The sequence below is a fragment of the Micromonospora sp. URMC 103 genome (assembly GCF_051386435.1).
Lineage (GTDB): Bacteria > Actinomycetota > Actinomycetes > Mycobacteriales > Micromonosporaceae > Micromonospora.
The window spans coordinates 2,068,762-2,081,023 of record NZ_JBPQTR010000004.1 but is presented as its reverse complement, the minus strand read 5'-3'; the positions used below and the strand labels follow the sequence as shown (position 1 = coordinate 2,081,023).

At 75.0% G+C, this 12,262-nt stretch carries 15 protein-coding genes; 1 reads left to right on the top strand and 14 read right to left on the bottom strand.

The window, feature by feature from the left end:
• Window positions 1-94 precede the first annotated feature (94 nt).
• Genes ACSNOA_RS13250 through infC form a run of 4 tightly spaced genes read right to left on the bottom strand, consistent with a single transcriptional unit; the run spans window position 95 to window position 2,284 of the window.
• Entirely contained in the window at window positions 95-958 is an 864-nt protein-coding gene (locus tag ACSNOA_RS13250; RefSeq protein ID WP_436658278.1) for a TrmH family RNA methyltransferase, read from the bottom strand.
• A 56-nt stretch (window positions 959-1,014) separates the two neighbouring features.
• A complete protein-coding gene (rplT, locus tag ACSNOA_RS13245; protein WP_436658277.1) occupies window positions 1,015-1,407 on the bottom strand; it encodes a 50S ribosomal protein L20 in 393 nt (130 codons plus the stop codon).
• A 32-nt stretch (window positions 1,408-1,439) separates the two neighbouring features.
• On the bottom strand, window positions 1,440-1,634 hold the full coding sequence (gene rpmI, locus ACSNOA_RS13240) for a 50S ribosomal protein L35 (protein WP_007458415.1): 195 nt from the start codon (window positions 1,632-1,634) through the stop codon (window positions 1,440-1,442).
• A 20-nt stretch (window positions 1,635-1,654) separates the two neighbouring features.
• The gene (gene infC, locus ACSNOA_RS13235; RefSeq protein ID WP_436658276.1) at window positions 1,655-2,284 is read right to left on the bottom strand and encodes a translation initiation factor IF-3; all 630 of its coding nucleotides are present in this window, start codon (window positions 2,282-2,284) and stop codon (window positions 1,655-1,657) included.
• 511 nt (window positions 2,285-2,795) lie between these two features.
• Here infC and ACSNOA_RS13230 point away from each other — a divergent pair.
• Window positions 2,796-3,791 (top strand): IS30 family transposase, encoded by a 996-nt coding sequence (locus ACSNOA_RS13230; RefSeq protein ID WP_436658275.1) that lies wholly within the window; start codon window positions 2,796-2,798, stop codon window positions 3,789-3,791.
• 201 nt (window positions 3,792-3,992) lie between these two features.
• Here the strand turns inward: ACSNOA_RS13230 and ACSNOA_RS13225 are convergent, their stop codons facing one another.
• The 10 genes from ACSNOA_RS13225 to ribD all read right to left on the bottom strand — a co-directional run bounded on the left by ACSNOA_RS13225 (window position 3,993) and on the right by ribD (window position 12,107).
• A complete protein-coding gene (locus ACSNOA_RS13225; RefSeq protein WP_436658274.1) occupies window positions 3,993-4,466 on the bottom strand; it encodes a PH domain-containing protein in 474 nt (157 codons plus the stop codon).
• A 371-nt stretch (window positions 4,467-4,837) separates the two neighbouring features.
• Window positions 4,838-5,815: a DMT family transporter gene (locus ACSNOA_RS13220; protein WP_436658273.1), complete on the bottom strand. Its 978-nt coding sequence runs from the start codon at window positions 5,813-5,815 to the stop codon at window positions 4,838-4,840.
• Between the two features lie 176 nt (window positions 5,816-5,991).
• Window positions 5,992-6,837, bottom strand: a complete 846-nt coding sequence (gene hisG, locus ACSNOA_RS13215) for an ATP phosphoribosyltransferase (RefSeq protein ID WP_436658272.1) — start codon at window positions 6,835-6,837, stop codon at window positions 5,992-5,994.
• 46 nt (window positions 6,838-6,883) lie between these two features.
• The gene (locus tag ACSNOA_RS13210; protein WP_436658271.1) at window positions 6,884-7,147 is read right to left on the bottom strand and encodes a phosphoribosyl-ATP diphosphatase; all 264 of its coding nucleotides are present in this window, start codon (window positions 7,145-7,147) and stop codon (window positions 6,884-6,886) included.
• Window positions 7,148-7,189: 42 nt separating this feature from the next.
• A complete protein-coding gene (locus tag ACSNOA_RS13205; protein WP_436658270.1) occupies window positions 7,190-7,885 on the bottom strand; it encodes an alpha/beta fold hydrolase in 696 nt (231 codons plus the stop codon).
• 6 nt (window positions 7,886-7,891) lie between these two features.
• Window positions 7,892-8,392 (bottom strand): 6,7-dimethyl-8-ribityllumazine synthase, encoded by a 501-nt coding sequence (gene ribH / locus ACSNOA_RS13200; protein ID WP_436658269.1) that lies wholly within the window; start codon window positions 8,390-8,392, stop codon window positions 7,892-7,894.
• A gap of 2 nt (window positions 8,393-8,394) precedes the next feature.
• Window positions 8,395-9,660, bottom strand: a complete 1,266-nt coding sequence (locus ACSNOA_RS13195) for a bifunctional 3,4-dihydroxy-2-butanone-4-phosphate synthase/GTP cyclohydrolase II (RefSeq protein WP_436658268.1) — start codon at window positions 9,658-9,660, stop codon at window positions 8,395-8,397.
• Entirely contained in the window at window positions 9,657-10,349 is a 693-nt protein-coding gene (pnuC, locus tag ACSNOA_RS13190) for a nicotinamide riboside transporter PnuC (protein ID WP_436658267.1), read from the bottom strand. Before pnuC ends, ACSNOA_RS13195 begins: the two co-directional genes overlap by 4 nt.
• Window positions 10,349-11,044 (bottom strand): riboflavin synthase, encoded by a 696-nt coding sequence (locus ACSNOA_RS13185; protein ID WP_436658266.1) that lies wholly within the window; start codon window positions 11,042-11,044, stop codon window positions 10,349-10,351. The genes pnuC and ACSNOA_RS13185 overlap by 1 nt, the downstream gene beginning before the upstream one ends.
• A 1-nt stretch (window position 11,045) precedes the next feature.
• Window positions 11,046-12,107, bottom strand: coding sequence for a bifunctional diaminohydroxyphosphoribosylaminopyrimidine deaminase/5-amino-6-(5-phosphoribosylamino)uracil reductase RibD (ribD, locus tag ACSNOA_RS13180; RefSeq protein ID WP_436658265.1), 1,062 nt, complete (start codon window positions 12,105-12,107; stop codon window positions 11,046-11,048).
• Window positions 12,108-12,262: the final 155 nt, after the last annotated feature.

Here is a 12,262-nt window from a genome sequence, read left to right as displayed (position 1 = left end):
GCCGCAGCCCGCCGGTGGGAGTTGCGCAGGGAGCAGGGTCAGGCCCGCCGCCCGCCGACACCGGCGGGCTGGCTAAACGAACGCCGTGGCGCGTTCATGAACGGCTGCTCTCCCCTGTCGTGACGTCCGGACGGCCGTCTCGCGGCCGCCGCTGTGCCCTCGCTGAAGCGTACAGGCAGACGGCCGCGGCCGCAGCCAGGTTGAGGCTCTCGGCGCGCCCGTGCAGCGGCACCCGGACCCGGGCGTCGGCCGCGTCGGTGAGCGCCCGGGGCAGCCCGTGCGCCTCGGAGCCGAACAGCCAGGCGGTGGGCGCCGCGAGCCGGCCCGCGTCGGCCAGGTCGTCGAGGTCGTCGGCGCCGTAGCCGGTGGTGGCGAACACGGCGAGCCCCGCCGCGCGCAGCGCGGCCACCACGTCCAGCGGGTCGGCGGCGCGGACCACGTCGACGTGGAACAGGCTGCCCGCCGACGCCCGCACGCACTTGCCGTTGTACGGGTCGACGGCCTCGCCCGCGAAGACCACGGCGCCGGCCCCCGCCGCGTCGGCGGTGCGCAGCACCGTGCCGGCGTTGCCGGGGTCGCGGATGTCGGCGAGCACCGCCACGAGCCGGGGCGCGCGGGCGACTGCCCGCTCCAGGGGCACGTCGAGGTGCCGGCAGACGGCCACCAGGCCCTGTGGGGCGACCGTCTCGGCGAGCGCCGCGAGGGCGTCGTCGGTCACCTCGGAGACGGGCACGTCGCCGCCGGCCGCGAGGGCGGCCAGCTCGGCGTGGCGGTCCAGCGCGGCGGGCGTACCGAACAACTCGGTGACCACGCCGGGCGCGGCCAGCGCCTCACGCACGGCCTGCGGGCCCTCGGCCAGGAAACGGCCGGTGGCCTCGCGGTCCCGGCGGCGGTGCAGCCGGCGCGCGGCCACCACCCGGGGCGTACGCGGCGTGAAGAGCATGCTCACCTCGGACATGCGCGAGGCGCCCCCCGTCGGGGTCGACGGAGGGCGCCTCGGGTCGGCGCAGGGGATCAGGCGGCCTGAGCGGCCGCGCCGCCGGTGCCCTCGGCCGTGACGGCGGCCCGGGCGACCTCGACGATCGCCGCGAAGGCGGCGGCGTCGTTGACGGCCAGGTCGGCCAGGATCTTCCGGTCGACCTCGACACCGGCCAGCTTGAGGCCCTGGATCAGGCGGTTGTAGGTCATCCCGTTGGCGCGGGCGCCCGCGTTGATCCGCTGGATCCAGAGCTGCCGGAAGTCGCCCTTGCGGTCGCGCCGGTCGCGGTAGGCGTACTGCATCGAGTGCAGCACCTGCTCCTTGGCCTTGCGGTACAGCCGGGAGCGCTGACCGCGGTAGCCGCTCGCGGTCTCCAGCAGGGTACGGCGCTTCTTCTGGGCGTTCACAGCCCGCTTGACGCGTGCCATCTCAACTCCTTCGTACGTTCAGGTGGCGCGCGTCAGCGGCCGAGCAGCTTCTTGATGCGCTTGACGTCGGCCTTGGCCAGCACGACCGTGCCGGTCAGGCGACGGGTCTGGGTGGAGGGCTTCTTCTCCAGGTTGTGGCGGAGGCCGGCCTGCTGGGCAACGATCTTGCCCTTGCCGGTCACCTTGACCCGCTTGCCCATACCCGTGTGGCTCTTCATCTTCGGCATGTGGAACGTCTTCTCCCCTGTTACTCGCCGCTGGTGTCGGCGACTGCGCCGGTCTCACCGGCTGCTGTGGTCTCGCCGGCCTCGGCGGCGGACCCCTCGGCCCGCTCCCGGGGCGCCCCGCCACGGGAAGCCGTCGCGGCGACCGCGGCGGCCTTGGTGGCGCGGTGCGGCGCGAGCACCATGATCATGTTGCGGCCGTCCTGCTTCGGAGCGGCCTCGACGTACCCCAGCTCCGAGATCTCCGACTCGAGCCGGCGCAGGAGCCGGTAACCCAGCTCCGGGCGGCTCTGCTCGCGACCGCGGAACATGATCGTCACCTTGACCTTGTCGCCGGCCTTCAGGAACCGCACCACGTGACCCTTCTTGGTCTCGTAGTCGTGCGGATCGATCTTCGGCCGGAGCTTCATCTCCTTGATGACGGTCTGCTGCTGGTTACGCCGCGCTTCGCGCGCCTTGAGTGCGCTCTCGTACTTGAACTTGCCGAAGTCCATGAGCTTGCACACCGGCGGGCGCGCCATCGGCGCAACCTCGACCAGGTCCAGATCGACGTCCGCGGCCAGCTGAAGGGCGCGCTCCAGCGGGACGATGCCCACCTGCTCACCCTCGGGGCCGACCAGTCGGACCTCACGTGCCCGGATCTGCTCGTTCACGCGTGGTTCGACGCTGATGGGGCCTCCTCGAGTCGAGTGTCTGTGCGTGCCGACCCTGCGGCTCCCGGGCGGGAACCGATCCGGAAAGCAGAAGGCCCCGGCGTATGCCAGGGCCCGCTCGACCGGTCGGCACGATCACATGATCGCGCATCCGGGACCGGGGCACGCCCGGAACCGGTGACCGGACCCGGACGCCGCTGCGGCGACTCGGGTGGGAGCAGGCGCTCCACTTTCATGCTGCCCGCTTGCACGGGGGCAGCCTGGTCGACTCGACAACACTACACCCTCGGGCAACCCAGCCCCAAACCGGGCACCCCGGGCGCGCGAGCCCCCTGATCCGCACGGGCCGCATCAAGATCCGGGCGAGCCGCATCAAGATCCGCGCAACTTCAGGGGAAAAGTTGCCTCCCGTCCTCGGGAGGTAACCTCGTGCTCAGGTGGTCGTAGCAATCGATCTTGTCGGTCGTTGGTCCTCTTGGTAGGTGTGTGTCTGCTGAGGGGTGGGTGGGGTGTGGGTGGTCGTCGGCCGTTGACGGTGGCGGATCGGGAGGAGATCACTCGGGGGATCGCTGAGGGGTTGTCGGGTCAGCAGATCGCGGTGTTGATCGGTCGAGATCCCAGTGTGGTGTCGCGGGAGATTTGTCGGGGCGGTGGGCGGGGGTTCTATCGGGCGTGGCGTTCGCAGCGGCAGGCGCAACGGGGGCGGCGCCGGCCCAAGGCGCGCAAGTTGGATGTGGATGTGCGGCTGCGGCAGGCGGTGGTGGCGTTGTTGGGTGAGGGGTGGTCGCCGGATCAGGTCGCGGGACGGCTACGGCTGGACTATCCCGAAGACGAGGCGATGCGGGTGTCGCACGAGGCGATCTACACGTGGATCTACGCGCTACCGGTCGGGGAGTTGGCGCGGCAGCACATGCGTCTGCGTAGTGGCCGCAAACACCGTCGCCCGGCACGCTCGGCCGCGTCGCGGGCGCCGAAGATCCCTAACCCGACGTTCATCGACCAGCGGCCCGTCCAGGCCGAGGACCGGCGGGTGCCCGGGCACTGGGAAGGCGATCTGATCATCGGTAAGGACGGTGCCAGCGCCACCGCCTCACTGGTGGAACGCACCTCCCGATTCCTGATCCTCGTGCCCTTGTCGGGCCGGGACAGCCCGACCGTGACCAGCGCCGTGGCCACCGGAATCGCTGGCCTGCCCGACACCCTGCGCCGCACCCTGACCTGGGACTGCGGCACCGAGATGGCCGAACACGCCGCCCTGAGCGTCGCCGCTGACATCGACGTCTACTTCGCCCACCCCCACAGTCCCTGGGAACGCGGCACCAACGAAAGCACCAACCGCTGGATCCGCGAATACCTCCCCCGCGGAACCGTCATCCCCAACGACAACGACCACCTCAACGCCATCGCCGACCGACTCAACAACCGACCCCGGCGCATCCTCGGCTACAAGAAACCCAAAGAAGTCTTCGCCGAACTCCTGACCAGCCAGATTGCTTCCACCAGCTGAGCACGGGAACAACTTCCGAGAACTTGTGCGGATCATGGGCCCGGGCGGGGCGGGCGGGCCGGGCGGGCCGGGCGGGCCGGGCGGGCCGGGCGGGCCGGGCGGGGCGGGCGCGACGGGACGGGCGTCGGGCGGGGCGGCGCGGGAGGGGCCAGGTGCGGAGGGCCGGTACGGCGGCCGGTCGGGGCCGGGTGCGGGCCCGGGTCAGCGGTTGGGGGCGTTCTCGACCAGGCGCGCAAGGTGGGCCTGGTGCAGCTGGCGCAGCGCGCGTACGCCCTCGACGGCCAGCTCCTTGTCGGCTGCCTGGAGGGCGACCATGGGCAGCAGGTCGTCGTCGTGCAGCTCCAGGCTGGCCCAGGGCGCGCCCCGGTCGAACCGGATCCCGCGGACGACGTCCCACGGCAGGTCGTACGAGCCGACGATGTTGCGGACCCGGACGCCCCGGGCGTCGGCCTCTACCCGGGGCCGGGTGAAGAGCAGGAACGCGAGAGCGCCGAAGACGCCCAAACCGACCATGGCGAGCTGGTCACCGCGCTGGAAGGTGCCGTAGCCGTCGCCGGTCGGGCCGTGCAGCGAGGTGGCCACCAGGGTGAACACCACCAGCAGGGTGGCCGCCGAGGCCCAGCAGACCAGCCGGATGCGCCGGGGCCGGAGTCGGATCAGCTCGGGTTCACTCACCCCCTCAGTCTGCCACCCGCCGGAGGGGGCCCCGCCGCCGCCACGCTGCCGGGGTCACCCGACGGCGTGACCACGGCGTGCGGAAGGGCGCACGGACCGCCCCAGCGACGGCGGGCCCTGCGGCCGGCCACGACGACAACGGGGCACGGACCGCCCCAGCGACGGCGGGCCCTGCGGCCGGCCACGACGACCCCGGGGCCCGGACCGCCTCAGCGACGGCGGGCCCTACGGCCGGCCACGACGACAACGGGGCACGGACCGCCCCAACGGCGGCGGGCCCTACGGCCGGCCACGACGACAACGGGGCACGGACCGCCCCAACGGCGGCGGGCCCTACGGCCGGCCACGACGACAACGGGGCACGGACCGCCTCAGCGGCGGCGGGCCCCGCGGCCGGCCACCACCACCGCGAGGAGCGTCAGGGCCGCCCCGGCCAGCACCGCCGGGCGGGCGCCGGGGCCGCCGGGCAGCAGCGCGTCGAGCAGCAGGGCCCCGCCGAGCTGGCCGGCCACGAGGGCCAGGCCGGTCCGCAGCACGCCCGCCGAGCGGACGCCGACCACGAGGCCGGCCACGATGCAGACGCCGAGCACGCCGCCGGTGTAGAGGTACCAGGCGTGCGGCCAGGCCGACGGCGGGTCGGTGAGCGCGCCGGCGAGCGCCGCCACGAGCAGCACGGCCGGGGTGCTGACCGCGAAGTTGACCGCGACGCCGGCGGCCGACGAGGTGGCCGCCGAGACGCGACCGTTGAGCGCGGACTGCAAGGCCACCCCGACCCCGCCGGCCGCGGCGAGCAGGACCGGGCCGACGGCGAGGTCGCCCACCGGCTGGCCGAGCTGGGCCAGGCCCACGGCGGCCACGCCGAGCAGCCCGCCGGCGATCCGGGGGCCGGTGAGCGGGAGGCGGCCGACCGGGGCGACGCCGCCGCGGTCCACTGCCAGCCCGCCGACGCTGCCGCCGGCCACCTGGGCGATGGTGAACACCGCCACGCCGAGCAGCGGCACCACGTACGCCCCGAGCACCACGATCGCGGCACCGCCGAGGCCACCCAGGTAGCTCCACCAGGGCAGCCGCGCCCCGCGCAGCACGGCGAGCCCGGCACGCATCGACGGCAGCACCGCGAGGCCGACGACGACCAGCAGGGTGCCGCCGAGGTTGTTGACGACCGCGGCCACCGTCGGCTCCCCCACCCGGGTGCCCAGTTCGCCGTTGGCCGCTCCCTGGGCGGCGGACGCCACGCCGGCCACCGTGACGACGGACAGGGCGGCCCACGGGGGCAGCGGCCCGCGCACCGGCCGCGCCGACGCCGACGCGGCGGTCGCCGGCGGAACGACGGCCGCCGGACCGGGCACGGCCGGCTCCGGGTCAGGCGAACCCGGAACGGCGGCCGCCGGACCGGGCACGGCCGGCTCCGGGTCAGGCGAACCCGGGACGGCGGCCGCCGGACCGCAGACGGCCGGTTCCCGGTCGGGCGAACCCCCGGGGACCGCCCGGTCCGGTCCGGCGCCGGGCGCCGCCGGCGTCGCCGTCACAGGCGGCAGGCGTGGATGTTGGTGACGAGGATGGCGCGGGCGCCGAGCTCGTACAGCTCGTCCATGATCCGGTGTACGTCGTCGCGCAGCACCATGGCCTGCACCGCGACCCAGCCCTCCCGGTGCAGCGGCGACACGGTCGGCGACTCGATGCCCGGGGTGAGCGAGCTGGCCCGGTCGAGCAGGCCGGCCGGCACGTCGTACGCGAGCATCACGTAGCGGCGGGCCACCAGCACGCCGTGCAGGCGGCGCAGCAGCTGCTCGGCCTGCGCGTGGGCGGGCGCGCCGGCGCGGCGTACGAGCACCGCCGACGAGCGCAGCAGCGGCTCGCCGAAGACCACGAGCCCCGCCTGGCGCAGGGTCGCCCCCGTCTCCACGACGTCGGCCACGACATCGGCGACGCCGAGCCGGACGGCGTTCTCCACGGCGCCGTCGAGGCGGATCACCTCGGCCTTCACCCCGAGGTCGGCGAGGTGCCGCTCGACGAGCCCGGGGTACGCGGTGGCGATCCGGTGCCCGCCCAGCTCCTGCACGGAGTCGATGGCCTCGGGGCGGGCGGCGAAGCGGAAGGTGGCCCGGCCGAACGCCAGGTCGACCACCTCCTCGGCCGGGGCGCCCGAGTCGATGAGCAGGTCCCGGCCGGTGATGCCGAGGTCCAGGTCGCCCGAGCCGACGTAGGTGGCGATGTCCTTCGGGCGCAGGTAGAAGAACTCGAGGTCGTTGGGCTCGTCCCGGCAGACGAGGTCCTTCGGGTCGGTGCGCTGGCGGTAGCCCGCCTCGCGCAGCATCTGGGCGGCCGGCTCGGCGAGGGTGCCCTTGTTGGGAATGGCGACACGCAGCATGTCGGAGTGCTCCTTCCAGTCGGTACGGGTCGACGACGGGACGCACTCACAGATGTCGGTAGACGTCCTTCAGCTCGAGACCGGCGGCGAGCATCAGCACCTGGGTCTGGTAGAGCAACTGGGAGATCTCCTCGGCGGCCCGCTCCCGGCCCTCGTGCTCGGCGGCCATCCACGACTCGGCCGCCTCCTCGACGACCTTCTTGCCGACGAAGTGCACCCCGCGCTGGAGCGCGGCCACCGTGCCCGAGCCCGGAGTGCCGGCCGCGGCCTTGGCCTGCAGCTCGGCGAACAACTCCTCGAACGTCTTCACGCCGCGATTCTTCCAGCGCCCCGGGGCCGCGGGCGCGCCGGGTCAGGCCCCGCTCACCCCGCGGGACCGCAGAAAGGCCCGCACGGCGGAGGAGAACTCGTCCGGGTGGGACGCGTGCACGGCGTGCCCGGCGTCGACGGTCACGAGGTCACCCGCGGGCAACCGGGCCGCCATCCGGGCGAGGTCGGCCTGCGGCAGGTGGCTGGCCGGCCCGCCGGCGACCACGAGGGTGGGCGCCGTGATCCGCGCGAGCCGCGCCCACCCCTGCGGGTCGGGCGCGTTCAGGTCGGCGACCACGGCCTCGCGGGCCGCCCAGTCGTACCCGAGCGGGCCCGCCGGCCGCGAGGGCAGCCGGAGACCGAGCGGGACCGGCGGCGGTGGCTCCTCGAGCACCAGCGCCGCCACCCGGTCCGGGCGCGCCTCGGCGAGCAGCGCGGCGACCACCGCCCCGGAGGAGTGCCCCACGAGCACCGGCCGGTCGAGCGCGAGCGCGTCCCAGAGCGCGAGCGCGTCGTCGCGGAGGACCGCGAGGCCGTACGGCCCGGTGCGGTCGCTGGCCCCGAACCCGCGCGGGTCCGGGGCGTACGACCGCAGGCCGTCCTCGGCCAGCCCGGCGGCGACGGTGGCCCAGGTGGAGCCGTCCGCCGCGCCGCCGGGGAGCAGGAGCACCGGCCGCCCGTGCCGCGGGCCCCAGGTGCGGTACGCCGTCCGCAGGCCGGGCAGGTCGACGAACTCCACGGGCCGTCAGCCGGCGAAACCGACCCGGTGGCCGTTGGCGGTGTTGACCGACCGGATGGCCAGCGCGGCGTCCAGGGCCGCGACGGTCGCCGCCCAGCCCTTGTCCTCCGCCGAACCCGGCAGGCCGGCCCGGTCCCGGGCCTGCTCGATGGTGTCCACGGTGAGCACGCCGTGGGCCACCGGCTTGCCCTCGTCCAGCGCCACCCGGGTCAGCCCGTCGGTCACCGACCGGCACACGTAGTCGAAGTGCGCCGTGGCGCCCCGGACCACGACGCCCAGCGCCACCACCACGTCGCAGCGGCGCGCGAGGGCCTGGGCCACCACGGGCAGCTCGACCGAGCCCGCCACCCGGGCGGCCACGGCCCGCGCCCCGCACGCCTCGGCGGCCGCGACCGCCCGCTCGAGCATGTGGTCGGTCAGCTCGCCGTGCCAGCGCGCGGCCACCACACCGACCGTCATCCCGGTCGCGTCCACGGGCGCCGCCCCCGGCTCACCGAATCCCGCCATGCCTACGCTCCGATCTCGTCACCGGCGGTCAGCCGGCCGGCCGGCGCCTCGGTGATCTCGTCCAACTCGTCCAACAGGTGTCCCATCCGGTCCCGCTTGGTGCGCAGGTACCGGACGTTCTCCGGGTGCGGGCGCACCGGCAGCCCCTCCCGTCCGGTGATGGTGAGGCCGTACCCCTCGAGGCCGGCCCGCTTCGCCGGGTTGTTCGTGAGCAGCCGCATCGACCGCACACCGAGGTCGTAGAGGATCTGCGCCCCGGTGCCGTAGTCCCGGGCGTCGGCCGGCAGGCCGAGGTCCAGGTTGGCGTCCACGGTGTCCCGGCCCAGGTCCTGCAACTGGTACGCCTGGAGCTTGTGCAGCAGGCCGATGCCCCGCCCCTCGTGGCCGCGCATGTAGAGGACCACCCCGCGGCCCTCCCGGGCCACGCGGGCCAGGGCGGCGTCGAGCTGCGGCCCGCAGTCGCAGCGCAGCGAGCCGAAGACGTCCCCGGTCAGGCACTCGGAGTGGACCCGGACGAGCACGTCCTGCCCGTCGCCGATCTCGCCGTAGACCATCGCGATGTGCTCGGCCGCGTCGTTCTCGGTGCGGTAGCCGACCGCCCGGAACACGCCGTGCCGGGTGGGCATCCGGGCGTCGGCGACCTGCTCGACCTGCTTCTCGGTCCGCCGCCGGTACGCGATCAGGTCCGCGATGGTGATCAGCGTGAGCGCGTGCTCGGCGCAGAACTTCTCCAGGTCCGGAACCCGCATCATGGTGCCGTCGTCGTTGACCAGCTCGCACAGCACCCCGGCGGGACGCAGGCCGGCCATCCGGGCGAGGTCGACGGCCGCCTCGGTGTGCCCGGGCCGGCGCAGCACGCCGCCCGGCCGGGCCCGCAGCGGCACCACGTGCCCGGGGCGGGCCAGGTCGGTCGGCCCGGTCGTCGGGGCCGAGAGCAGCCGGATGGTGTGCGCCCGGTCGGCCGCCGAGATGCCGGTGCTGACCCCCTCGCGGGCGTCCACGGTCACCGTGTACGCGGTGCCGCGCCGGTCCTGGTTGGTGTGGTACATCGGCGGCAGCTCGAGCCGGTCGGCCTCGGCCTCGGTGATCGGCACGCAGATGAAGCCGGACGTGTGGCGGACCATGAGCGCCACCAGCTCCGGCGTGGCCAGCTCGGCCGCGAAGATGAGGTCGCCCTCGTTCTCCCGGTCCGCGTCGTCGACCACGACGACCGGCCGTCCGGCGGCGATGTCCGCCACCGCCTGCTCGATGGAGGAGTAAGCGGTCATGCGACGGCCTCCGTGTAGGTGGGCGGGATCGTGACGCGGGTCGGCCGCAGCGCCCGGGAGGTCCGCCACCAGCTCGCGAAGCCCCAGACGCAGAAGGCGCCGTAGACGAGGTACATGGCGGCGGACGGGTAGAAGCCGCCGTCGAGCAGCAGCGGCACGCCGACGGCGTCCACCGCGACCCAGACCAGCCAGAACTCCACCAAGCCGCGGGCCATGCCGTAGGTGGCGAGCAGGCTGCCGGTGAGGATCCACGCGTCCGGCAGCGGCCCCCACGAGCCGAGCGCGGCGAGCAGCGGGTAGGCGGCCGCGGTGCCGAGCGCGGCGGCGACGAGCAGCACCAGCCGCTCGCGGCCGGTGGCCCAGCGCGGCGCCACGGCGCCCCGGTCCGGCACGAGGCCGAGCCGGCGGGTGCGCGACCAGCGCCACCAGCCGTAGACGCTCACCGCGAAGAAGAACACCTGCCGGCCGGCCTGCCCGTACAGGTCGTGCGCCTGCGGGGTCGCGAAGGCCCCGCCCAGGAAGACGGTGAACAGCAGGACGTTGCCGACCATGCCGACCGGCCAGGCCCAGACCAGCCGGCGCAGGCCGAGCAGCGCCGAGACGAGCCCGAACGCGTTGCCGACGATCTCCCGGACCAGCACGGGCGAGCCGGCGACGCTCACCTGCGCGTCGAGCAGCCAGTGCAGCATCACGCCACCCCGCCCGCCGGCGCCGCGCCGTTTACCCCGCCCGCCTGCGCCGGCCGCGCCTCCGGGACCCCGGACGCCGCGCCGACGGCCGGCCCGGCGCCCGCCCGGTCGCCGAGCAGCCGCTCGACGTACTTGGCGAGAACGTCCACCTCGAGGTTGACCGGGTCGCCGACACCGCGCGCGCCCAGCGTCGTGAGCTTCAGCGTGGTCGGGATCAGCCCGACCGCGAACCAGTCCGGCCCGACGTCGGCCACGGTGAGCGACACACCGTCGACGGTGATCGAGCCCTTCTCCACTACGTACCGGGCCAGGTGCGCGGGGAGCCGGAACCGGACCGTCTCCCACTGCGCGGCCGGCTCCCGGCCGAGCACCTCGCCGACCCCGTCGACGTGGCCCTGCACGAGGTGCCCGCCGAGACGGCTGCCCAGCGTGGCGGCCCGCTCCAGGTTGACCGGGTCGCCCGGGCGCAGCGCGCCCAGCGCGGACCGGCGCAGCGTCTCCCCCATGACGTCGGCGGTGAAGACCCCGCCGTCGACGTCCACCACGGTGAGGCAGACCCCGTTGACGGCGATGGAGTCGCCGTGCCGTGCGTCGGCGGTGACCAGCGGGCCGCGCAGGGCGACCAGCGCGGAGTCTTGCGCGGTGGCCGTCACCCGGACGACCTCGCCCAGCTCCTCGACGATGCCGGTGAACATGTCAGCCCTCCCTCTTACGGGGCAGCGCGGTGATCCGCAGATCCGGACCGATCTGCGTAACGTCGATGAACTCCAGATCGATGGCCTCCGCGATGGTGGTCACACCCGCGTCGACCACCGCGGTCGGCCCGGCGCCGAGCAGCCGCGGCGCCACGTAACCGACGATCTTGTCGACCAGGCCGGCGGCCAGGAACGCGCCGGCCAGCCGGGGGCCGCCCTCCAGCAGCACCGCGCGTACGCCGCGCTGGTGCAGCGCCGCGAGCAGCGCCGTCAGGTCCACCCCGCCGTGGGGGCCCGAGCCGACCTCGGCGGCGGTGGCGATCCAGGTGCGGGCCGCGCCGTCGCGGACCCGTGCGTCGGCGGGCGTACGGCCCTCGCTGTCGACCACCACGCGCAGCGGCTGGCGGATGGCGAGGCTGCCGTCGCGCAGGTTGCGGGCGGTCAGCCGCGGGTCGTCGGCGAGCACGGTGCCCACGCCGACGACGACCGCGTCGACGGTGCCCCGCAGCGCGTGCACGTCGATCCGGGCCGCCTCCGAGGTGATCCACATGCTGGTACCGTCGGCCGCCGCCGACCGGCCGTCGACCGTCGCCGCGTACTTCCAGATGACGTACGGCCAGCCCCGGCGCATCGAGGTCAGCCAGGCGATGTTGCCGGCCTCCGCCTCGTGTCCGCGTACCCCGAGATCCACGCGGACCCCGGCGGCGCGCAGGGTGGCCGCGCCACCCGAGGCCACCGGGTTCGGGTCGGGCACGGCGATCACGACGCGGGAGACCCCGGCCTGGATGAGCGCGAGGCTGCAGGGGCCGGTGCGACCGGTGTGGTCACAGGGCTCCAGGGTGACCACCGCGGTGCCGCCGCGCGCCCGCTCGCCGGCCTGGGCGAGCGCCACGATCTCGGCGTGCGGCCCGCCCGCGTACGCGTGGAAGCCCTCCCCGACGACCTCGCCGGCGTCGTCGAGCAGGACGCAGCCGACCACCGGGTTGGGGCTCGTGGTGCCGAGCCCGCGTGCCGCGAGCTCGATCGCCCGACGCATCGCCTCGTCGACGGAGACGCTCGCCATGTCGCGCTGCCTGCCCTCTCACTCGCCGGTCGCGCGCGGGCGGGGCGGGGGACGGCGGCCGTCGGGCCGCGGGCATGCGGTGGCGGAGACGCGGGTACGGCAGGGCCGACCCGCGGGGCCGCGCACCGCACGCCGAAAGAGGCGGCCGGCACGGC